The organism is Streptomyces sp. MP131-18 (assembly GCF_001984575.1).
In the GTDB taxonomy this organism is placed as follows: domain Bacteria; phylum Actinomycetota; class Actinomycetes; order Streptomycetales; family Streptomycetaceae; genus Streptomyces; species Streptomyces johnsoniae.
In genome coordinates, this window is sequence record NZ_LZNS01000001.1 from 2,399,355 (window position 1) to 2,420,881 (window position 21,527).

Annotated in this window: 19 protein-coding genes and 1 pseudogene; 7 read left to right on the plus strand and 13 right to left on the minus strand. The window is 74.5% G+C overall.

Features of this window, described 5'->3' with window-relative positions; all coding sequences use genetic code 11:
• Positions 1 to 44 precede the first annotated feature (44 nt).
• The 8 genes and pseudogenes from fxsT to STBA_RS10480 all read right to left on the minus strand — a co-directional run.
• Positions 45 to 3,035: an FxSxx-COOH system tetratricopeptide repeat protein gene (gene fxsT / locus STBA_RS10445; RefSeq protein WP_077058983.1), complete on the minus strand. Its 2,991-nt coding sequence runs from the start codon at positions 3,033 to 3,035 to the stop codon at positions 45 to 47.
• Positions 3,036 to 3,144: 109 nt separating this feature from the next.
• The gene (locus tag STBA_RS10450; protein ID WP_077058984.1) at positions 3,145 to 4,476 is read right to left on the minus strand and encodes an HEXXH motif-containing putative peptide modification protein; all 1,332 of its coding nucleotides are present in this window, start codon (positions 4,474 to 4,476) and stop codon (positions 3,145 to 3,147) included.
• Positions 4,473 to 5,642 carry an FxsB family cyclophane-forming radical SAM/SPASM peptide maturase gene (locus STBA_RS10455; protein WP_077058985.1) on the minus strand — a complete coding sequence of 390 codons (1,170 nt, stop codon included), beginning with the start codon at positions 5,640 to 5,642 and terminating at the stop codon, positions 4,473 to 4,475. The genes STBA_RS10450 and STBA_RS10455 overlap by 4 nt, the downstream gene beginning before the upstream one ends.
• Before the next feature lie 149 nt (positions 5,643 to 5,791).
• Positions 5,792 to 5,965, minus strand: coding sequence for an FxSxx-COOH cyclophane-containing RiPP peptide (fxsA, locus tag STBA_RS10460; RefSeq protein WP_253194632.1), 174 nt, complete (start codon positions 5,963 to 5,965; stop codon positions 5,792 to 5,794).
• A 153-nt stretch (positions 5,966 to 6,118) separates the two neighbouring features.
• Positions 6,119 to 9,412: an SAV_2336 N-terminal domain-related protein gene (locus STBA_RS10465; RefSeq protein ID WP_077058987.1), complete on the minus strand. Its 3,294-nt coding sequence runs from the start codon at positions 9,410 to 9,412 to the stop codon at positions 6,119 to 6,121.
• 6 nt (positions 9,413 to 9,418) lie between these two features.
• Positions 9,419 to 10,420 (minus strand): MoxR family ATPase, encoded by a 1,002-nt coding sequence (locus STBA_RS10470; RefSeq protein WP_077063235.1) that lies wholly within the window; start codon positions 10,418 to 10,420, stop codon positions 9,419 to 9,421.
• A 198-nt stretch (positions 10,421 to 10,618) separates the two neighbouring features.
• Complete coding sequence (locus STBA_RS10475; protein WP_079251840.1) at positions 10,619 to 12,748, minus strand: trypsin-like peptidase domain-containing protein; 2,130 nt, start codon at positions 12,746 to 12,748, stop codon at positions 10,619 to 10,621.
• Between the two features lie 17 nt (positions 12,749 to 12,765).
• Positions 12,766 to 13,149: pseudogene (locus STBA_RS10480) on the minus strand (CU044_2847 family protein); the annotation flags it as partial.
• Between the two features lie 102 nt (positions 13,150 to 13,251).
• Between STBA_RS10480 and STBA_RS10485 the strand changes: the two are divergent.
• The 3 genes from STBA_RS10485 to STBA_RS10495 all read left to right on the plus strand — a co-directional run bounded on the left by STBA_RS10485 (position 13,252) and on the right by STBA_RS10495 (position 15,336).
• On the plus strand, positions 13,252 to 13,446 hold the full coding sequence (locus tag STBA_RS10485) for a DUF6104 family protein (protein ID WP_077058989.1): 195 nt from the start codon (positions 13,252 to 13,254) through the stop codon (positions 13,444 to 13,446).
• A 128-nt stretch (positions 13,447 to 13,574) separates the two neighbouring features.
• Positions 13,575 to 14,438 carry a DUF4097 family beta strand repeat-containing protein gene (locus tag STBA_RS10490; protein WP_077058990.1) on the plus strand — a complete coding sequence of 288 codons (864 nt, stop codon included), beginning with the start codon at positions 13,575 to 13,577 and terminating at the stop codon, positions 14,436 to 14,438.
• Between the two features lies 1 nt (position 14,439).
• Positions 14,440 to 15,336 carry a PadR family transcriptional regulator gene (locus STBA_RS10495; protein WP_077058991.1) on the plus strand — a complete coding sequence of 299 codons (897 nt, stop codon included), beginning with the start codon at positions 14,440 to 14,442 and terminating at the stop codon, positions 15,334 to 15,336.
• A 300-nt stretch (positions 15,337 to 15,636) separates the two neighbouring features.
• Here the strand turns inward: STBA_RS10495 and STBA_RS10500 are convergent, their stop codons facing one another.
• Entirely contained in the window at positions 15,637 to 16,311 is a 675-nt protein-coding gene (locus tag STBA_RS10500; protein ID WP_077058992.1) for a permease prefix domain 1-containing protein, read from the minus strand.
• Positions 16,308 to 16,649, minus strand: a complete 342-nt coding sequence (locus STBA_RS10505) for a helix-turn-helix transcriptional regulator (protein WP_077058993.1) — start codon at positions 16,647 to 16,649, stop codon at positions 16,308 to 16,310. Before STBA_RS10505 ends, STBA_RS10500 begins: the two co-directional genes overlap by 4 nt.
• 96 nt (positions 16,650 to 16,745) lie before the next feature.
• Here STBA_RS10505 and STBA_RS10510 point away from each other — a divergent pair, with 96 nt between their 5' ends.
• Genes STBA_RS10510 through STBA_RS10520 form a run of 3 tightly spaced genes read left to right on the plus strand, consistent with a single transcriptional unit; the run spans position 16,746 to position 18,147 of the window.
• On the plus strand, positions 16,746 to 17,183 hold the full coding sequence (locus STBA_RS10510; protein WP_077058994.1) for a DUF2269 family protein: 438 nt from the start codon (positions 16,746 to 16,748) through the stop codon (positions 17,181 to 17,183).
• 5 nt (positions 17,184 to 17,188) lie between these two features.
• The gene (locus STBA_RS10515) at positions 17,189 to 17,461 is read left to right on the plus strand and encodes a DUF3817 domain-containing protein (RefSeq protein WP_079252378.1); all 273 of its coding nucleotides are present in this window, start codon (positions 17,189 to 17,191) and stop codon (positions 17,459 to 17,461) included.
• Positions 17,458 to 18,147 carry an HD domain-containing protein gene (locus tag STBA_RS10520; RefSeq protein WP_077058996.1) on the plus strand — a complete coding sequence of 230 codons (690 nt, stop codon included), beginning with the start codon at positions 17,458 to 17,460 and terminating at the stop codon, positions 18,145 to 18,147. The genes STBA_RS10515 and STBA_RS10520 overlap by 4 nt, the downstream gene beginning before the upstream one ends.
• On the opposite strand, the gene STBA_RS10525 is transcribed toward STBA_RS10520, so the two are convergent.
• Positions 18,137 to 19,099, minus strand: a complete 963-nt coding sequence (locus STBA_RS10525) for a zinc-binding dehydrogenase (RefSeq protein WP_077058997.1) — start codon at positions 19,097 to 19,099, stop codon at positions 18,137 to 18,139. The two genes, STBA_RS10520 and STBA_RS10525, sit on opposite strands and share 11 nt — an antisense overlap.
• Positions 19,100 to 19,181: 82 nt before the next feature.
• Here STBA_RS10525 and STBA_RS10530 point away from each other — a divergent pair, with 82 nt between their 5' ends.
• Entirely contained in the window at positions 19,182 to 19,715 is a 534-nt protein-coding gene (locus STBA_RS10530; RefSeq protein ID WP_253194634.1) for a hypothetical protein, read from the plus strand.
• Between the two features lie 90 nt (positions 19,716 to 19,805).
• On the opposite strand, the gene STBA_RS10535 is transcribed toward STBA_RS10530, so the two are convergent.
• On the minus strand, positions 19,806 to 20,582 hold the full coding sequence (locus STBA_RS10535) for an amino acid ABC transporter ATP-binding protein (protein ID WP_290443782.1): 777 nt from the start codon (positions 20,580 to 20,582) through the stop codon (positions 19,806 to 19,808).
• Positions 20,579 to 21,523 (minus strand): amino acid ABC transporter permease, encoded by a 945-nt coding sequence (locus tag STBA_RS10540; protein WP_077063238.1) that lies wholly within the window; start codon positions 21,521 to 21,523, stop codon positions 20,579 to 20,581. Before STBA_RS10540 ends, STBA_RS10535 begins: the two co-directional genes overlap by 4 nt.
• Positions 21,524 to 21,527 lie beyond the last annotated feature (4 nt).

The following is a 21,527-nucleotide window of genomic DNA, read 5'->3' on the forward strand; positions in this document are numbered from 1 at the left end:
CACCGGCCCGTTCGTGCGTCCGTTGAAGACGGACCCTAGGTGACCTAGGTGAGCAGCGGCTCGAAGTCCCAGTGGGGCCTGACCCTTGAGCGGGCGCTGACGGTGTGCGCGTGCTGGGAGCCGAGGCCGGAGATGAGGCCGGACAGCGCCTCTTCCTCCACCTTGTCCGCCTCCTCGCGCAGCCGCAGCCCGCGCAGATCCGTGGCCAGGCCCACCTGGGAGGACAGCACGAGCGGGTGCTTGCGGCCGAGGCGCTCCACGCCGCGGCGCACCGTCTCGCGGCTCAGCTCCACGGCGCCCTCCACGTCGCCTTCCAGATTGCGCCCCGCCGCCGTGTTGAGCGCAATGCCGAGGGTCCAGGGGTGGTCGTCGCCGAGCGCGCCGCTCATGTCGGCCAGGCACTCCTCGATCAGCAGCAGCGACTGCTGCCGCTCGCCGGCGGCGCGCAGCACCAGCGCGTGGTTGGCGCGGGAGCCGATGGTGAACGGGTGCAGCTCGCCGAGGCCGGTGCGGTAGCGCTCCATGGTGCGCTCGCCGAGCGCCCTGGCCAGGTCGAGGTGCCCGTGGGCCCGCTGCACGAAGGAACAGCAGGTGGCGACGGCCTGGGTGAGCGGCGAGGTGTCGCCGAGGACACGCTCGGCGCGCTCCAGGAGCGCGGAGAGCTGGGCGTGGGCCTCGGCCCTGTCACCGGAACGCAGGACGCACATCGCCAGATTCAGCTCGGCGGTGATGGTCTGGGGATTGTCCCGGCCCATGACGAGGCGGTGCGTCTGCACGCTGTTCTCCATGACGGACAGGGCTTCGCCGTAGCGGCCGAGCAGGCGCAGGTCGAGGGCGTAGTCGTGCTCGGAGTTGAGCGAGAGGGTGTGCCGGGGCCGGTGCAGCTCGCGGCGGGCCCTGAGATTGTGCCGGTCGGCGGCCAGGGCTTCGTCGTAGTGCCCGAGCAGGCGCAGGGAGGCCGCGAGATTGTGCCGGGCGTTGAGCGTCCTGGGGTCGTGCTCGCCGACCAGCTCCAGGTAGGTGTCGTAGACCCGCTGGTTGACGCGCAAGGACTCGTCGTAGCGGCCCTGGCCGCTGAGGTCGGCGCCCAGACCCTCCTCGGCCCGCAGCACGGTCAGGTCGCGCGGGCTGCGGTGGACGCCGAGGCGCTCGATGACCTGCCGGTCGATGCGCTCCGTCTGCCGGTAGGCGCCGGTGGCGCGCAGCAGCGTGGCCTTCTGGGAGGCGAGGTCCCACACCAGGGGGTCGTCCGGGCCGAAGACCTGCCGCCAGGCGCGCTCCGTGCGCTCCGCGAGCTGGATGCCGGTGCTGTACTCGCCGGCCAGGTAGAGGTAGCTGAGGGAGTGGAAGATCAGCTGGTGCATGTCCGTGTCGCGGCTGGTGAGGGCGCCCGAGGCGTCCAGGTGCGGCACGACCTTGGCGAAGCGGGACCAGCGGCGGGTGTCGGAGGGCCGCCCCGGGTTGGCGGCGGACAGGGCGCGGCGCACGGCGCGCGAGAACAGCTCCTGGTCGTCCTTCGACATGCCGTCGCGCACGGTCTGGTGGACCATGCGGTGCACGTGGATGGTGCCGGTGTTCTCCGGGTCGCTCTCCTCGTCCGGCGTGTCCCAGCGGATCACCGAGTACTGGACGAGCTTGCTGATCGCCGCGTTCCACCGGAGGGAGTCGTCCATGAGCCCGGACAGCTGCTCGGGCAGGCTGGCGGCGGGGACGCCGCGGACGAGCTGGACCGGGATGGCGCCGGGCGCGAAGTAGGCGCAGAGCCGCAGCAGCTCGACCGCCTCGGGAACCGTCTCGCGCAGCCGGTTCAGCAGTATGGAGAAGGCGGTGTAGTACGTCATCGGGAAGTCGGCCGCCACCCGCAGCCCCACATCGAGGTCGGAGCCGCTGCTCAGCAGCTCGATGTACTCGGCCACGGACATCTGCGAATCGCTGAGCCAGCCCGCCGTCTGGTCCAGGGCGAGCGGCAGGTCGCCAAGCGCGGCGGCGAGGGCGTCGGCGTCGTCGGAGGGGATGCGGGGGGCGCGGCGGCGGATGAACGCGACGGACTCGTCGCGGTCGTAGACCGCGACCTCGTGCAGCGCCGTATTGTGCTCGGCCCACTCGCGGTTCTGCGAGGTGATGATGACGTGGCCGGGGCCGCTGGGCACCAGGTCGGCGATGGGGCCCGGATCGTCGGCGCCGTCCAGGACGATCAGCCAGCGGCGGTACGGGTCGCCGCGGCGCAGGGCGTCGCCCACGGCGCGCAGCCGCTCGCCGTACTCGGGCCCCGTGGTGAGGCCGAGGGCGGGCGCCAGCTCGGCCAGGCGCTGCCGCAGGGTGCCGCGCTGGTCGGCCGGGACCCACCAGACCATGTCGTACTCGGAGCCGAAGCGGTAGACGTACTCGGCGGCGATCTGGGTCTTGCCGACGCCGGACATGCCGAGGAGGGTGGCGACGCCGGCGCCCGGCTCGGCGCGCTGGAAGAGGTCGTAGACGTGCTGGAGGGTCTCCTCGCGGCCGGTGAACCTGATGTTGCGCCGGGGGACGCCGCCCCACACGTGGGGCTGGTCGTGCGGGTAGCGGGGGGAGCCCCGGCCGCCCAGGGTGGCGGTGGAGACGGCGCCGGGGGCGGGCCCCAGCACGTTCATCAGGCGGCGCTCGGCCTCCCTGGCGCCGATCCCCCACAGCTCGGTGGTGCCGCCGAAGGCGGCGGCGGCCGTGGGCATGGGCTCGGCGGCCACGGAAACGGCGGCGAAGCGGTGGGCGTTGGGGGCGACGACGGAGCGGAGCGCCACATTCCACTCGGCGTCGGTGCGCGGGCCGAGCTTGAAGTACCAGTCGCTGAGCACGACCAGGATGCGCCCCTCGACGAGCAGCAGGTCGCGCAGCGCGACGTCGAGCGGGACTTCGACCGGCGGGTTCCACCGCTGGAAGATGACCTGCCAGCCGAACCGCTCCAGGCGGTCCCCGATCCAGGCGGCCCAAGCCCGGTTGAACCCCGCGAAGCTGACCGTCACCCGCGGGCTGTGCACGCGACTCTCCTCTGCGGCCATCCGACCGTCTCCCTCGTCCTTGCGGACGGACCCCCGCGCTACGGACGGTCCGTCAGATGTCCATGCTGGGAACATACACCTCGGGTACGACAGGTAATCACGCTCGCCCCTACCGCCGGTGCTGGCGCAGCCACACGGTGCGCGCGGTCTCCACGTAGGCCGCGGCGCGCACCAGGTGCCCGGTGGGCGGCGCGGGCGCGCGCAGCCGTTCGTGCCGCTCTGCCATGGCGTCGACGAACACGCGCCCGGCGTCGGTGAGTCTGCGGGTGCCGCGCAGCATCGGCAGCACGGCGCCGACCTGCGTGCGGCAGCGGGCGTGGGCGGCCCACGCCTGGTCGCGGATCTCCGCGTCGTCCAGGGCGACGGCGAGCCGCTGCCAGAAGCCGGCGAGCGCGAGGTGGGCGTACGTGCCGTGCAGGAGGCTGTGGAACGGCCGCGGCTCCGGGCGCCAGGGGGCCCAGTGGCGCGGCTCGTCGTCCACGGTGTGCAGGGGCACCAGCTCGCTGAGCGCGGTGAGTTTGGCGTGCTGGAGTTCGTGGGCGAGCCCGGCCGCGAGGTGGGCGGGCCCGGGCGGCGGGCTGGCCATGACGGCGCCGAACGCGGTGGAGCTCGTGCCGCTGGTGTGGGCGCCGTCGTGGGCGTCGGCCGCCGGGCCGAGGGTGGGCACGATGCAGTCGAGCAGGGCGAGTTCGGCGGAGCGCGCGGCGCCGCCGAGGCCGAGCAGCGGCAGCGCGTCGCGCCACAGCTCGCTCCACCGGGCGCGCTCCTCGGGGCGCAGCGCGGCGCGCGCGCCGATGCCGAACGGGCCGGGGTCGAGGTCGTCGAGCAGCACGGGCCGCGGGCCGCCGTCGAGGGTGTGCAGCGGCAGCCAGCCGGGGTCCGCGGAGCGCCAGGTGCCGGTGGCGTCGCGGTGGACCTCGGCCGGGGGGCGGCCGGCGGGGTGCAGCACGAGCCGGTCGGACTCGCCGTGGAGCTCCGCGGGCGTGCCGTCCGGGGCGGCGCAGTGGAGCGCGCCGAGGGTGGGCAGGGTGATGCGCCCGCCGTGGACGGGCACGCGGGTGGCGAAGCCGATGCCGGAACGGGCCGCCGCCGCGGCGGCGAGTGCGCCCAGGCGCGCGAGGTCGCGGGCCGCGCCCGGGTGCGCGCCGGGGTGGCTGCCGGTTTCGAGCCACTGCACGCACCGTTCCGCCCAGGGGCCGGTGAGGGAGTAGAAGAGCACCTGGCGCGCGGCGGCGGGGGCGGCGCGTTCGACGGTTTCGAGCAGCCCGGCGTGGTCACGGGCCGCGCCCGCCGCACCCGTCGCGTCCACGGCGTCGAGGAGGACGCGGAGCAGCAGGAGGCGGCGGGTGTGCTGGCCGGCGGCGAGGCGGGCGATGGTGGCGCTGCCGCCCTCGGTGTGGCCGAGGTCGCGCACTTCGTCCGGCGTCAGCGTGGCGGTCACGGGGTGCCTGCCTCGCGCAGGGCGGCGGCGATGTGCCGGATGAGGCGGCGCAGGTCGGCGCAGTAGACGGAGGGGTTGCAGAAGCCGTGGCCCTCGCGGTAGCGGTGCGCGTAGTGCCCGCCGCCGCAGACGTCGACCACCGGGCAGCGCAGGCAGGTGACGGGGAGCGCGGCGCGCCCGGCCTGCCGGGCGGCGACGCCGGGGTGGGCCAGCGCCTCGTCGAAGGCGTGGCGGTGGACGTCGAGGCCGGTGGCGGCGGCCCCTTCGTAGGCGGTCTTGAGGGAGTCGACCTGCTCGATGCTGCCGTCGGTCTCGATCACGACGGCGGTGAACGGCTGGAGGCCGAGCGCTTCGGTGGCGGCGGGCAGGCCGAGGAGGAGGGCGATGCACTCCTGGAACAGGCGCACGCGCACGGTGCGCCGTTCGGCCTGCCACCAGCGGTCGAAGACGGCGCACAGCCAGTCGCCGTAGGGCGCGGGCGCGGCCGCGGGGGCGGGCAGACCGGCGGGCGGGCGGGTCCAGTTGCCGTGCGGGAGGAGGAAGTCGACGGCGGGCGGGCCGAGCCGGACGAGGGAGTCGTACACCTCGACGGGGTCGGTGTCCAGGTCGATGACGCACAGCACCCCGGACCAGGCGTCGCGGTGCCGCCGCTGCGCGAGCAGCCGGGCGGCGCGGCGCGCGGCGGGCCAGGCGGGGCGCCCGGCGTGGTCGACGCGCTGCCGGTTGTGGTGGGCGTTACCGCCGTCGAGACTGAGGCCGATGCGGATGCCGTGGGCGGCCAGCGCGGTCAGCCGGTCCTCGGTGAGGAGCACGCCGTTCGTCTGCACGGCGGCGTGCACGGTGCAGCCGGCGGGCACCTGACGGCGCACTTCGCGGACGAACGCGCCGAGGTCGGCCGGGTCGGTGAGGAGTGGTTCGCCGCCGTGCAGGACGAGGGAGAGCGCGCGCAGCCGGTGGACGGTCGCGTGCTCGCCGATCCGGCGGGCGGTGCGGTGCAGCATGCCCGGTGCGGCGGTCACCGGCTGGCGGCGCCAGCCGGTGTCGGCGGCGAAGTACATGTAGCAGTAGCGGCAGGCCAGGTTGCAGCGGCTGTTGACCTTCACGATGAACTGCTGGAAGGGCGCCGTCGGCGGTCCTTCACCGGCCGTCTGCGCTGTCGCGTGCACGTCCCGCGGGTGTCCCCCTGTTCTGGTCTCGTTCCGCCCCGCGGGGGAGTCTTCCGAAACCGACGCACCATAAACGAAATCGGTCAACTTCTGTCCGTTTCACGACGCGTCAGGTCTGAAAGCGACTACTCGCGCCGTCGCAGCACGCCTCACAGATCGACATTGTTGTCGAACTGCGTGAACCCCCACAGGCCCTCGCCCTGCCTGACCACCCGCTCGCGCAGCTCGTCCAGCACCTGACTGAGCACAGGGTGATTCAGGTCGCGCAGCTCCGCCAGGCTCAGACCGAGCAGATCCGGCAGCGGCTCGCGCCCATCGTTCACGGCTCCTCCCCTCCCCAACTCCTCGCCGGCTCATCTCGCCAACGCCTCTCGTCGGCTCTGCTCGCCAACAAGGGCCGAAGGGAGATTCCCGCCCGCGCCACCGCGAAAACCCCCGGACCGCCGGCGGGCGCGGGCGGCGGGGGCCGCAGGCGCTCAGTGCTCGCGCCGCAGCGCGTCCAGACGCGCGGTCGTGTCCGCCGCGCCGGACGCCTCCTCATCCGGCAGCCGGCTCCACAGGCTCAGCGCCGAACGGTACGCCTGCCCCGCCGCCAGCGGCTTGCGCGCCGCCTCCAGCACTACGCCCCGCTGGTGCAGCGCCATCGCCGCCAGCCGCGCCGGCTCCCCCGGGCCCGCCGGCCCCGGCGTCGCGACGCGCGCCACCGCCGCGGCCCGCCGGTAGGCGTCCGCCGCCTGGTCGAGCCGCTCGGTGCGGCGCGTGTGCCGGTAGGCCCTGCGGTGCGTCTCGCCCAGCTCGAACCACGCCCTGGCCTCGACCAGCGGCGTCTGGGCATCGTGCGCGGCCCGTGTGAACAGGTGCTCGGCCTCCCGCAGATCCACCAGATCGGTGCCCTCCTGGTAACGGACGATCAGCGCCTGACCCAGCATCAGCAGCCGCCCGGGCAGCCGCGGGTCCCCGGCCGGGGTCTCCATCCGGCAGTCCCGCAGCACCCGCACGGCCCGCGAGATGAACGCGCTCCCGTCCAGCCGCGACGCGCGCCGCAGCAGCACCGCGCCCCACTCCTCGATCAGATCGCCGTACCCGGCCAGATCCCTGGACATGATCCGGCCCGCCTCCTCGAACCTGAGGGCCGCCACCTCCAGGTCCCCCGGGCCACCGCCCGCGTCGTACCGGCGCACGGCGAGCCGCCCGGCGCGCGTCAGGCACGCCACTACGAGAGCCGGCCGCTCGGACAGCCGCCGCGCCCGGTCGATGACCTCCGCCGCCCGCGGCCAGTCGTGCTCCGTCAGCAGCAGCGCGTCGACGAGGTCGAGCAGCGCCCACGCCCGCGGCACCACCGGCGCGCTCTCCGCCTCCAGCGCCCAGCATCCGCGCCGCAGCGAATCCGCGGCCTGCCCGGCCCACACCCTGGCCCGCTCCGCGTCCGGCGCCGCCACCGCCAAGCGCAGCAGCGCCCGGCCGTGGGCCAGCGGCAGCCCGCTCGGCTCCGGCTCGTCGGCGGGCCAGGCGTCCGCCACGGCCTCCACGATGCCGATGCTCTCCTGGAGCAGCGCCGAGTCCTCGCTCAGCCGCCACTGCTCGGCCAGCACCTCGACCCGCTCCAGGGTCAGGCCCACCGCCACCCTGCGGTCCAGACCCGGCGTCGCGCACACGGCCGCGAACTCCGCGTCGGCGCGCCGCCACAGATCCAGCGCGGCGCCGCTGTCCCCTGCCGCCCGCCGCTCCCCCGCCATCGCGCGCAGCACACGTGCCAGCGCGGCGCGCGCCACCGTCGAACCCGGATGCGTCGCCGCGGTCCGCGCCGCGTCCTGCGCCTCGTTCAGCAGCGCGCCGTCGCGCTGGGTCCGCCACAGCCCGAGCAGCTGCTCGGCCAGCTCGCTCCACAGCTCGGGATCGGTGCCGAGCCCCGCGGCACGCTGGCTGCTCGCGGCCTGCCGCAGCAGCCGCACCGCGTCAAGACGGTGCTGCACCTTGCCGTCCGCGGCGAACCGCTCGGCCAGCGCCCTGGCCTGCCCGACGGCGACCGAAGGCTCGGGCACGTGCACATCGCCCTGCGGCCCCTGCACGAGCAGCGGCGCCTCGGGCAGGAAGCGGCGCAGCACCTTTGCCGCCACCTCGGCGAACGGCCGCGGCAGCCCGGGGCCCTGCTGCTCCTCCGGCGCGGGCGCCGGCTGCTCGTCCTCGCCGGATAGCTGGGCCAGCGCGAGCGCCGGGAAGTTGGGGCCCGTTCTGCCGAAGCGCTGCTCGACGTACCCCGAGCAGTGCTTGAGGACGAGCAGCGCCTCGTCGTGCCCCAGCTCGCGCAGCAACTCGTCGTGCACGCCGTCGGCGAACTCGTACCAGCGGCCGTCGTCGGCCGCGCCCGGCAGGCGCCGCAGCAGCCCGCTCAGCAGCACCTCCGACAGCTCGGCCGGTCCCGAATCGGGCAGCATGGTGCGCTGGATCAGCTGCATCACGGGCAGGTACAGCGGCGCCGCGGACAGGTACACGGCGAGCTGCCCCGCGCCGGGCGACGCCGTGGAACGGAACCGCGCCACCAGCGCGGCCGAGGTGCGCGGCACGCCGCCGGGCCGCCTGGGCGGCGCGGGCGGCTGATCGGCGCGCAGCCAGCCGACCGCGCCCTGCACCGCGCCCGCGCCCGGTCCTGACAGCAGCCCGGCCCACGCGCCGAGCGAGGCCGGGGCGGGCGGCAGCACCGGCACCGGCACGGCGCCGGGCGGCTGGGCGGCCGGCTGCCCGGCGCCCGGGGTGAACCGCAGCCTGGCGGAACCCGCGGGCCCCTCCTCCCGCGTCAGCAGCCCCTGCCGCACCGGCAGCCGGGTGCGGGCCCACAGCCGCTGCGGCAGGGGCTGAACGACGGCGACCGGGGCGTAGCGGGTCAGCCGGTGCAGCAGCCGGTGCGCCGCGCCGGAGCGCCACAGCGGCCCGGTGCAGTCGCTGACGACGACGGTCAGCCGCCGCCCGGTGGGGTCGGCGAGCTGGCTCGCGGGGTGCAGCGGCGCCTCGGCCGGGTCGAAGCGGCGGCTGATGGCCGGGCTGCCGTCGGGCGAGGCGTGCAGGTAGTGCACCTGGATGTCGCGGAACGCGCCGAGCCTGCCGAACACTTCGGCCAGCTCGCCGAACATCCGCTGCCAGACCCGCATCGGCGAGGCCGCGTCCATCAGCAGCTGGAGCTCGGTGTGGCCGCGTGCGCCCTCGCGGAACGCGGGCGTCAGCAGACCGCCGGCCCGCGCCGTGCGGTCGACCGTCTCCCGTTCGTCCAGATCGCCGGCCGCGGGGCGGCGGGGCGGCCGGGCCGGGGGCCGGTAACGCTGTAACGGCCGCAGCGCACGCTCCAGGTCGAGCAGGCTGGGCAGCGCCCTGGCCTCCGGCACGCCGACGCGCAGCGCGTCCTCAGGCAGCCCGGGGGCGGGCCGCCCCGATCCGCCCGGGTCGGCGTACAGCCGGACGGTCTCGTCCGCGGCGTGCGGCGCCCGGCCCGGGGCCGAGGGCGGCACCGGCTCGTGCCCGCCCGGCGCGCGCCCGGCGTCCGCGCCGGGCGCGGGGCGGTGGGCTTGCCCCGGACCGGGACCGGCGCCCGCGTCGCGGTGGCCGTCCGGCCGGTCGTCCGCGCCGTCGCCGCGGGCCGCGGTGCCGCAGGGGCGGGAGAACTGGGCGAGCCACAGCGCGTCTGCGAGGCCCGCCCAGTCCGGGTCGAGCCCGGCGCCGCGGAGCGCGCCGATGAGGGTCGCGAGGTCGTCGCGCCGCCCTTCTGCCGGATCGGACATGACGGCCTACCTTGGCCGGTCGAGGCGCTGGATGAGCATGTCGGCCAGCCTGTCGCGGGTCGGGGGCTCGGCGTGGTGGGTGAGGTAAATCGCGTTCAGCAGCTGATCGGTGGCCAGCTGCTCGGTGCGGGACCGTTCGAGGAAGCGGCTGATCAGGTCCTCGCCGACGCGGGTCAGCTCGTCCCCCAGGTGCGCGCGCACGACGGTCGCCAGCCGCTCGTGGTCCGGCTTGCCGATCTCCAGGTGGATGCAGCGGCGCAGCAGGGGCGCGGGGAAGTCCCGTTCCCCGTTGCTGGTGAGGACGACGAAGGGGAACGCGTGGCAGCGGATGCGGCCGTCGCGGACGGTGACCTTCGAGCCGTCGTCCGTCAGGACCTCCACCTCGGGCTCGCGCTCGGCGATGCGCTCCAGCTCCGGAATGGAGAACTCGCCCTCCTCCAGCACGTTCAGCAAGTCGTTGGGGAGGTCGATATCGCTCTTGTCCAGCTCGTCGATGAGCAGCACCCGGGGCTTGGCCGTGGGCAGCAGCGCGGTGCCCAGCGGGCCGAGCCGCAGATAGCTGCCGATCCCGCCGGGCACGGTCGCCGCGGGCAGGCCGTCGGCCCGGCTGCTCGCCGCGATCTGCATGTCCTGGAGGCGGGCGATGGCGTCGTAGTGGTACAGGCCGTCGCCCAGGCCGGTGCGGCTGACGATGGGCCAGTGCAGCACGCGGCCGAGCCCCAGCTCGTAGGCCACGGAGTGGGCGAGGGTGCTCTTGCCCGTGCCGGGACTGCCGGTGACGAGCAGCGGGCGCCTCAGGTAGAGGGCCGCGTTTATGATCTCCAGCTCCTCGGCGCTCGGCCGGTGCATCTCGGCCAAGTGCCGGTAGGCGCCGAGGCGGCGGGTGGAGGCGCTGTCCGTGTCGGGCCCGGGCGCGACGAGCGGGCGGCCGTCGAAGTCCCGCCAGGGCGGCGGCTCGGGCAGCGCGCGGATGCCGTCGTGCGGCTCGCCCGCGCCGCGGTAGATCAGCCACTCGTCCGCCGGCCTGCCCTGCTCGTCGGCGGTGGGCGCCGGCCCGCCCGCGGCCGGGTCGCCCTCGGGGCCCGGGAACGTGTCAGTCACTGCCACAGCTTGCTCCTCGTCGCTTGGTCACCGTCCGGACACGCCGCTGTCGACCGTATCGGGGCGGGCCCGCGCCGCGGGAGGCTTTCACCCGCTTCGGCCTGTTCACAGCGCCTCCAGGGGATCGTCCGTGCCCGGCAGGGGCCCCAAGGGATCCGCATACAGCAGGGCCAGCCCCCTGGCCCAGCGCGCGTCGGCCATTCCACCGCCGAGGGCGGCGCGCAACTGCCACAGGGCGCCGGGCAGTTTGCCGGCGTGCCCGGCGCCGGTCACCGTGCGATCGACGCCGCGGTGGAAGTCCCCGCAGTCCGGGTCCCGGTCGCTCATCTCGCGTCGCCACAGAATGACGTTGTACCCACTGGCCATCACCCGATGCAGGGCGGCCGGCTCCCCGCCGGTCGCGGGCGTGCGGCACAGCACGGGAACGGTCGCGGGATCGCGGCTGACGAGGGCGGCGGGCGCGGGCAGCGGGCGGGGCGCGCCGTCCGCGCAGTCCAGCACGTCAGAGGCCATACGGCCCACGTGGATCTTGGTCCAGCGGGCCAGGCGCAGCGCGTGCACCTCCTCGCTGTCCTCGGCGTCCGGCACCGGATCGGTGCAGCGCACGACCACCGGCCGCTGCTCGCCCAGCTGCGGCCCGTCCGGCGCCAGGCGCCACTCCTCGACGGGGAAGCCGAGCAGCGAGTACGGCACGGCGACCTGGAGCGGCACAGGGCCGTCCGGCTCGTCCCCGCGGCGGAACGCCTCGGCGAGCGCGGCGCACAGCCGCTCCGGCGGCCGGTCGGGGCCGACGGCGCGGTAGTCCTCGTCGATGGACGTCAACTCGCCCGTGGCGCGGGCGGCGCACACACGCCAGTCGTACCGGCCGCGCTCCCAGCCGTGCGGGGTGATCTCCAGCAGCACGAACGGCTCGGGGCTCGGGCCCGGCTCCGACAGCTCGGCGTCGAGGTACCACGTGTCGGCCGGGGCGCCGCCGGCCGCCTGGACCATGGCGCCGGCGCCGGGAGCCAGGGGGCCGGCGGCGGCGCGGCGGGCGTCGCGCTCGCGGATGCGCGCGTCCTGCTCGATGCGGAGGTTGGCGCGGAACCAGCGGGAGAGCCCGGCGTTCGCGGCGGCGGCGCCGGCCCAGTCGCGCAGCCGCCCCTCGATCCCCGGCTCGGCCGGGTAGGGGCGGTCGGCGGTGGCGGCGTGCACCGCGTAGCGCAGAATCAGCTCCAGCTCCGCCGGGCCCTGCCGCAGCTCGTACAGCAGCCCAAGGCCGTCGCGCCAGCCGCGGGGCGCGGGCAGAGTGCCCTCGTAGGGGCGGCCCCGCAGCGCGGTGATCATCTCGTCGAGCCGCCTGGTGGACACCGGCGGCGGCAGCTGTGCGAGCAGCCCGAGCAGCTCGACGCGCTGCCCGGGGGTCAGCGCGCGGCCCACGGCGGCATGCACGTCGCTCTGCGCGTCGGTCCAGGTCTGCTCGGCCAGGTCGGCGACGTCGAGATGGCGGTCGGCGTGGTGGCGGTCGTGCGCGCCGAGGACCTGCTGGTACAGGTCGTCGGGCCCGGGGTCGGGCGGCAGCGGCATGCGGCGCAGCTGAACGATGGAGGTGGCGAGGCCGCCGTCGCGCCCGGCCGAACGCCTCGCCTTGAGGATGCCGATGACCTCACCGCGTGCCAGGTCCACGACGGGGCCGCCGGAGACGCCCTCGGGCACCTCGTCCTCCCCGCCCAGCTTCAGCAGCCCCTCGCTGCCCAGCTCGCCGCGGATGGTGCACCGGCCGCTGATGTCCTCGATACCGTCCTCGGTCTCCAGGCAGCCGAAGAACGCGACCTCGCTGCGCGTGAACACCTTGGCCGTGCGCTCGGACAGCCACACGCAGGCGTGGGGAACGGGGTCGAGGACGCGAACGAGCGCGAGGTCGGGCGCGGGCCACAGGCCACCCGCCGGATTCTCCGCCGGGCGCGCCCACTCGACCCGCCCGCGGACCGGCCGCTCGACTCCTCGGACCGTCAGCCCCACTTCGCGCCGCCCTCCTTCGCCTCTTCCCCCGCGAAGCGCGACATGGGCGCAGGTGAGCACCCAGTTCGGAGCTACGAAAAATCCACTGCCCCACGGCCGGGAAGCCGGCTCGCCCCCGTCATACCCGGTGGGCGCCGCATGGATGCGCACGGTGGCCGCGGCAGCGAGCGGCGCCAGAGTCTCGAAGGGGTCCACATCCATCGGCTGCACGCCCCCGCCGTCCGCCCATGTCATTCAATCTGCCCCAGCTCCTCCGGCGGTCCCCCCTGCCAGGTGAGCGTGACCGTGATGGCGCCCTTGGCCTCGCCGTCGGCCAGGAGGCCGACGACCCGGCCCGCCTTGGCGGTCAGCTCGATGCCGAACGTGACGCTGACCTCGTCGGGGCGCGCGGCGCGCAGCCCGTCGGCCACGGAGGAGGCGACCCCCGTGATCAGCTCCTGGAGGCTCTCGACCTGGGCGGCGGCCCGGTCGAGCAGCCCGGTGTCGACATAGCCGCTGCCGCTGCCGCCCGCGGTGCCGGTGTCCGCGTAGCCGGACCCCGCGCGGGGCGGGGGCAGCACCTGCTCCACGTCCGAGATGCGGGCCCATACCGGCGTACCGTCCGGCAGGCTGACCCGGGTGACTCCGCTGCTCATCCGACCCCCCGTCGCGCGTTGTGTGCATGCAGGTTAACCGGCAGTACCGACAGCTGCCTATCCTGGCTTTTTCCTTCCCCTTCTGGCGTCCGGGAGCACGTCGTGTACTTCACTGACCGCGGTATCGAGGAGTTGGCACAAAGGCGTGGCGAGGAGGAGGTCACGTTCGACTGGCTGGCGGACCAGCTGAGGGTGTTCGTGGACCTGAACCCGGACTTCGAGGTGCCGGTGGAACGGCTGGCGACATGGCTGGCCCGGCTGGACGACGAGGACGAGGACGAGGAGGAGGAGGAGTGAGGGCGCGCGGGCGGCGGTGGTCCTCGTGCGGGTGATGGGTCCTTGACTTCCGCGGTACGCGATATATCGTGTCTGGTGAAGACGCGATATATCTTTGCGTGCTGTGCGTACAGCGGGGAGGTCCCACCATGGCGGGGAAGTCCGAGTGGTCCGTCACCGAGGCGCAGACCCTCACTTTCGGCGACCGGCAGATCGACGAGGTCGAAGTGCGCATCGTCAACGGCGCGGTCAATGTGGTGGGCACCGACGACGCGGCACCGCGCATAGAGATCAGCGAGATCTCCGGGCCGCCGCTGGTCGTGCGTCTCGACGGCGGCCGGCTGACCGTCGCCTACGACGACCTGCCCTGGCACAACTTCCTGAAGTGGCTGGACCGGAAGGGGTGGCGGCGGACCGCGGTCGTCTCGGTGTCCGTGCCCTCGCGCAGCCGCCTGTCCGTGGGCGTCGTCGGCGCCTCCGCGGTGATCAGCGGCATCGCCGGGCGCACCGACGTGCGGGGCGTCAGCGGGAGCACGACGCTGGTCGGCCTCAGCGGCCGGATGCGCGCGGACACCGTCTCGGGCGACATCGAGGCGCAGGCCCTCAGCGGCAAGCTGACCTTCAATTCGGTCTCAGGCAATCTCACGGTGATCGACAGCGCCGGCCCCGGCCTCAAGGCCGACTCGGTCAGCGGCGACATGGTGGTGGACCTGGCGGACAGCGACCGCCCCGCCGACATCCGGCTCAACACCGTCTCGGGCGAGGTCGCGGTCCGGCTGCCGCATCCGGCGAGCGCGCGGGTCTCGGCGAGTACGGCGAGCGGCGCGGTCTCCTCGGCCTTCCCCGAGCTGTCGGTCTGCGGCACCTGGGGGGCCAAACAGCTGGCGGGGACGCTCGGTTCCGGCTCAGGAGCCGTGCATTGCTCGACGGTGTCGGGTGCGATAGCGCTGCTGCGCCGCCCACCCGCCGAGTTCGACACCGCCGCCGCCTCCACACTGCGTAAGGATGTCTGAGATGCCCCCCGTCTTCGGCCACGGCCGGCTCCGCCTCTACCTGCTGAAGCTGCTGGCAGAGGCGCCCCGGCACGGCTACGAGGTGATCCGGCTGCTGGAGGAGCGCTTCCAGGGCCTGTACGCGCCCTCCGCGGGGACGGTGTACCCGCGGCTGGCCAAGCTGGCGGCCGAGGGCCTGGTCACGCAGACCGAGGAGGGCGGCCGGAAGATCTACTCGCTCACGGCGGAGGGCGAGCGGGAGCTGACGGCCAGGGACGAGGAGCTGACCCAGCTGGAGCGGGAGATCCGCGAGTCCCTCGCCGCCCTCGCCGCGGACATCAGGGAGGACGTCAGCGGCTCGGCCAGGGATCTGCGCCAGGAGGTCAGGCAGGCCACGGCCGCCGCCCGCACCTCGACCGAGACCGCGGCCGGCCGCGCGGCGTGGGCGGCGCAGGCGCGCCGGGCCAAGGAGGAGTCCCGGCGGGCCCGCCAGGAGGCCAGGCAGGCGCAGCAGGCCAGCGAGGCGGCACGGCACCACTTCGAGGAGGCCGCCCGGCGCATCCACGACCGGGTGCAGTCCCATGCGAACGCGGGGGACTGGCCGGGTGCGGTGCGGGAGGGCCTGGAGGGGCTGAGCAGCGAAATAGGCGGCTGGACCAGGTTCGTCGAGCACCCCTCCGCCCCCTGGCCCGGCGGCTGGGACGCCGGACCGCCGGACACGGAGGAGGACGGGCCGGGCGCGGAGCCGGTGGACGATCCGGTCCGGGAGCTGGAGCGGCTGCTCGACAAGTTCCGCGACGACGTCCGGGACGCGGCCAGGGACCACGGGGTGTCGCAGACCGACCTCGTGGAGGCCAGGCGCCACCTGTCCACGGCTGCCGCCCACTTGGTCGCGCTGCTCCGCTCGCCGCACGGCTGACGTCGCCGCCGGGCCGCGCGGGGACGGCCTCTCCCGCTCCCCCGGCGCCTCGGGCCCGCGGGGCGTGCCCGAGGCAGGGCCGACCGCCGGTGCGGCGGCACTCCCGGGGGGCGCGTCCGTCCGCCGCCCGCCACGAGCGGCACGGCGAGCAGCCGGAGTTCGTCGACGGGCCCGGCCCGCGGGGCGTGCGCGGCCGGGCCCGGGGGCCCGGGGGCGTTGACGCCGTGGTCCCCCGGTCCGCCGCCGTCTTCGGCCCACGTCTTCCGCCCACGTCTTCGGCCCACGCGCGGCCGGGACGGCCTACCCCGGCACCGCGCGGGCGCAGCGGCGGCATGCTCGCGCCGAGGCGGCCACCAGGCCGTGTGAGGTGACCGTGAGCGCTCCGGCGAGGGCGAGCAGCGGCCAGGCGGCCGACGCCGCACCGGCCACGGCGAGCGTCAGTGTCGCCAGCGCCATGGCCACGCTCGCGACGGTGCCGGTCCAGGCGACGGCGAGCGGCAGCCGGTCCGGGGTGGGCAGCCGGCGGGCGAGGGCCCCGGTGGCCGCCAGCGTGCCCGCCGCCAGCAGCGCCGCGCCGGCCGCCACGGCGGCCAGCAGGGCGGCCGTGAGCCGGGCGGCGGGCGGGAGTTCCGCTCCGACGATCAGGTACCAGCAGGCGATGAGAAAGGGGGAGGTGACGGCGACGACCCCGGCGGTCCGCCGGGTCTGGGCGATGGTCAGCTCGCGCTGGCAGGCGGGCGCGAGCTCCTCCGCCGCGCCGAACTCACGGACCGCCTCCTCGGCAGCCCGCCGGTACGGCAGCCCGAGCGCGGCGTGCGCCGCCACCGAGTCCGCGAGCCCGTCGCGGATCTCCCGGACCATCCGCGCCTTCGCGCGGGGCGGGCCGTGCAGCGCGGCGGAGAGCGCCGCCGCGTGCTCCTCGACGGGGTCGGTGTCCTCGTTCGGGCCGGCGGGCCTGGCCGCGGGGGCGCTCATATCGCGGGCCGCGTGGTGGGGCCTGCGTCCAGCACGGAGCCGATGGCGGTGGTGAACGCGCGCCAGGCGGTGCGCTCCTCCGCGAGGGCGCGCCGCCCGGCGTCGGTCAGCTCGTAGCAGCGGCGGCGACGTTCGCCGAGGGACTCCCAGGTGCTGCGGAGCAGGCCGAGCCGCTCCAGGCGGTTCAGCGCGGGGTAGATGGTGCCGGTGCGCAGCTGGAGCGCGCCGGCGCTGCGGTCCTGGACGGCGGTGATGATCGCGTACCCGTGCAGGGGGCCCGGCTCCAGCACGGCCAGCAACAGCCCGTCGAGATGTCCGCGCACTGCGTCTGCCTTCATGAGTAGGCAGACTACCCAATGAAGCAGTAGCTGTGCTACCTATTGGCAGCCAACACATCACCACCCCGCACCACGTACGAGTTGGAGTGTTCCGCGGTGACCAAGCTGCTGCTGTCCGTGCATGTCCTTGCGGCGATCCTGGTGGTCGGGCCGATCGCCGTCGCCGCCTCGATGTTTCCGCGTCACGCGCAACGCTCCGCCCCCGGCGCGGAGTTGCTGCACCGTATATGCCGCGGCTACGCGGTGGTCGGCATCGCGGTCCCCGTCTTCGGTATCGCGACCGGCGCCGCGCTCGGCGTGCTCACCGACGCCTGGCTGATCGCCTCGCTGCTGCTCACCGCGCTGGCCGCGGGCCTGCTCGCGCTGTCCATCCTGCCCGGACAGCAGCGCCTGCTCGCCACGCCGCCCGCCGAGGAGGAGCCGCGGCGCGCCACGGCGGCGCGGCTGACCATGCTCACCGGCATGTTCAACCTGCTGTGGGCCGTGGTCGTCGTGCTGATGATCGTCCGCCCCGGCTCCACCACCAGCGCGTGACGGCCGTGCGCGCGCTGCGCGTCGCGGCGGGCGCCGAGGCCGTGAGCCTGGCCGTGCTGCTGCTCAACCTCGCCACCGTGCACGCCGACGCCGTCTCCGCACTGGCCGGACCCGTGCACGGCACGGCCTACCTGGCGGTGATCGCGACCGCCCGGCCCGTGCCGCCCGCCCGCCGCTGGTCGCTGCTCCCCGGCGTCGGCGGCCTCCTCGCCACCCGTATCGCGGCGGCCCACACCACGGCCGCCACCCCCGCCGACCCCCGGAGCCGGAACCGATGATCCCCTACGCCGAACTGCCCTTCCCCCGCACCGATGCGGCGCTGAACGCCCTCCGCTTCGCCGCGGGCATCGAGGCCCCGGCCATCTTCAACCACAGCCTGCGCACCTACCTCTACGGCCGGGCCGCAGGCGAACGGCGCGGCCTGCGCCCCGGCCGCGACTACGACGACGAACTGCTGTTCCTCGGCTGTGTGCTGCACGACGCGGGGCTCAGCGACGAGGGCAACGGCGACCAGCGCTTCGACCTCGACGGCGCCGACCTGGCGGCCAACTTCCTGACCGAGATGGGAATGCCGCCCGACCGGGTCGAGGTGGTGTGGGACGCGATCGCCCTGCACCTCTGCTTCGACCTCGCGCAGCGCAAGCGCCCCGAGATCGCGCTGGTTTCGGCGGGCGCCGGGCTCGACCTCGGGGACGACGACCCGCCGGTCCTGCCGCCCGGGTACGCGGACCGCGTGCACGCCGCCCTCCCCCGCCTGCACGCGGCAGCGGTGCTGCACGACACGATCGTCGGCCAGGCCCGCGCCAAACCGCACAAGGCGCCCCCGTTCAGCATGCCCGGCGAGCTGCTGCGGCAGCGGACCGGGCAGCGGTGGCCGACCTGGCGCGAGCTGAACGAGGCCGGCCCGTGGAACGACTACGCGGGCCTCCCACCGACAACGGGCCCTGACACCGTCAGGGGTTGAACACGATCTTTCCGAAGACGTCCCCGCCCGCCATCCTGGTGAAGCCCTCCCGGGCCCGCTCCAGCGGCAGCACGCTGTCGATCACCGGCCGCACGCCGGTGGCCGCGCTGAAGGCGAGCAGCGAGGCCAGTTCCTCCTTGCTGCCCATGGTGGAGCCGACGACCTTCAGTTCGAGGAAGAAGATCCGGTTCAGCTCGGCGGACGCGGGCGCCTGGCCGGAGGTCGCGCCGGAGATCACCAGAGTGCCGCCGGGCCGCAGTGACTTCACCGAGTGGGACCAGGTGGCCGCGCCGACCGTCTCGATCACCGCGTCGACGCGGTGCGGCAGCCGGGCGCCGGACTCGAACGCCGCGGTGGCGCCCAGTTCCACGGCCCGCTTGCGCTTCGCCTCGTCGCGGCTGGTGACGAACACCCGCAGCCCGGCCGCCGCACCCAGCGCGATGGCCGCGGTCGCGACGCCGCCGCCGGCCCCCTGCACCAGGACGCTGTCGCCGGGCCGGACGCCGGCGTTCGTGAACAGCATGCGGTAGGCGGTCAGCCAGGCGGTGGGCAGGCAGGCCGCCTCCTCGAAAGACAGCTCCTTCGGCTTCGGCAGCACGTTCCACTTGGGCACGGCGACCCGCTGCGCGAACGTTCCCTGGTACTTCTCGGTCAGAAGCGTGCGCCGTTCGTTCGGGCCGACGCCGTGTCCGGTCGCGCCGATCACGGAGTGGAGCACCACTTCGTTGCCGTCGGCGTCGATCCCGGCCGCGTCGCAGCCGAGGGTCATCGGCAGCGCCTCCGCGCCGATCCCGACGCCGCGCAGGGTCCACAGGTCGTGGTGGTTCAGCGAGGCGGCCCTGACCTCGACGACCGTCCAGTCCTGCGGGGCTTCCGGCTCCGGCCGGTCGCCCAGTTCCAGCGCGTTCAGTGGCTGTTCCCGGTCGAAGCGGGCGACATAGGCAGCAAACATGTCCTCACGCTAGCCGCCGCGGGGCTTTCCATTCCAGAACCGCGCGTGACGTGGGACGATGGACGCTCGCGGGGAGGTTGGCATGAGCACGGTGTTTCTGCGGCGGCTGAGCAGGTGGCAGGCCGAGACCGAACGGACGGACATCGGCGATCTGTACGCCGACGCGCATCGGGACGCGCCGGGCGTGCGCCCGCTCGAACGGGACGCGTTCCTGCGCCGGTTCGTGGACCACGACCTGCAACAGACCGGGTTCGACATGGTGGTCGCCGGCGACCCGGCGCTCGTCGGCTGCGCCTACGGCTTCCGTGCGGACCGGGGCGGCCGGTGGTGGGACACGTTCACCGCGGTGCCGACCGAGATAGAGGAACTGTCCGCGGCCCGGCAGGTGTTCGTCGTCGCCGCGCTGATGGTCGCCCGCCACAGGCGCCGCGCGCACGTCGCGACCCGCCTGCACAAGGAGCTGCTGTCCCGCAATGCCACCGGCCCCGCCATCGCCCTGCTCCAGCCGGGCAACACCCCCGCGCGGGCGGCGTATCAGTCCTGGGGCTGGAACAAGGCGGGCCAGCTGACCCCGCGCGACGGCGGCGAGGCCCCGCTGGAGGCGTGGGCCAGGTAGCGGGCCGGGCCCCGCCGAGGCCCGGGGACCGGGGCACGCGCGAGCGGGGGCACGCACGAAACGGCCGCGCGGCGCGCGCCGCGCGGCCGGCTACAGCACCTTGGACAGGAACGCGCGAGTGCGGGCGTGCTGCGGATCGTTCAGCACGTCCCGCGGGCGGCCCGACTCGACCACGACGCCGTCGTCCATGAAGACCAGCGAGTCGCCGACCTCCCGGGCGAAGCCCATCTCGTGCGTGACGACGATCATCGTCATGCCGTCCGCCGCCAGCCCGCGCATCACGTCGAGCACCTCGCCGACCAGCTCCGGGTCGAGCGCCGAGGTCGGCTCGTCGAAGAGCATGAGCTTCGGGTCCATGGCCAGCGCGCGGGCGATGGCGACGCGCTGCTGCTGCCCGCCGGAGAGCTGCGCCGGGTAGGTCTCCATGCGGTCGGCGAGGCCGACGCGGCGCAGCAGCTGCTCGGCCCGCTCCCGCGCCGCGGCCTTGCCGATGCCCTTGACCTGGACCGGCGCCTCCATCACGTTCTCGGCGGCGGTCATGTGCGGGAAAAGGTTGAAGCGCTGGAACACCATGCCGATGTCCCGCCGCTGTTCGGCGACCTCGCGCTCCTTCATCTCATAGAGCCGGTCGCCCTTCTGCCGGTAGCCGACCAGGCCGCCGTCCACCCACAGGCGCCCGGCGTTGATCTTTTCCAGGTGGTTGATGCAGCGCAGGAACGTCGACTTGCCCGAGCCGGACGGGCCGACGACGCAACTCACCTCGCCCGCCTCGACCTTCAGGTCGATGCCGCGCAGCACCTCCACGGGCCCGAACGCCTTGTGCACGCGCTCGGCCAGCACCATCGGGTGTTCGCGTCCGCCGCTCATACCGTCGTCCCTCCCACCTGGCTCTTGGTGCGGAAGCTCGTCAGCTGCGCCCGCAGCCGTTGCAGCGGCGTGGGCGGCTGGGTGCGCCCGGAACCCTTCGCGTAGTGCCGTTCCAGGTAGTACTGGCCGACGCTGAAGACGGTGGTGAGCAGCAGATACCAGACCGTCGCCACGACGAACAGCTCCATCACCCGGGTGTTGCGCGACCCGACGATGTCGGCCGCCCAGAAAAGTTCCTCGTAGTGGACGACGGACACCAGGGACGAGGTCTTCAGCATGTTGATGAACTCGTTGCCCGAGGGCGGGATGATCACGCGCATGGCCTGCGGCAGCACGATACGGCGCGTGGTCTTGGCACCGTTCATGCCCAGCGCGTGCGCCGCCTCCGTCTGGCCCGGGTCGACCGACAGGATGCCGGCGCGGGCGATCTCCGCCATGTAGGCGGCCTCGTTCAGGCCGAGGCCGAGCAGCGCGGCCACGAACGGCGTGATGATGTCGTTCGTCTCGTCCTTGTAGAAGCCGAAGTTCATCGTGTCGAAGATGAACGACAGGTTGTACCAGAGGACCAGCTGCACCAGGACGGGCGTGCCGCGGAAGAACCAGATGTAGCCCCAGGCGACGTTCGACAGGACCGCGTTGTCCGACAGCCGCATGACGGCGAGCAGCAGGCCGAGCACCAGGCCGATCGCCATGGACAGCACGGTGATCCACAGCGTCTTGGCCGCGCCTTCGGTGATCCGGTCGTAGGTCAGGTACTCGCCGACGACGTCCCAGTGGATGTCGGAGTTCACGAACGACCAGGCCAGCCACGCCAGCAGCGCGCACACCGCGACCGCGCTCACCCAGCGGCCGTAGTGGCGTACGGGTATCGCGACGATGGACTCGGGCGGGATCTGATCGTCGCCGGGCTCCCGGCCCGGCTCCTTGGAGAGATCGGGCACGCCG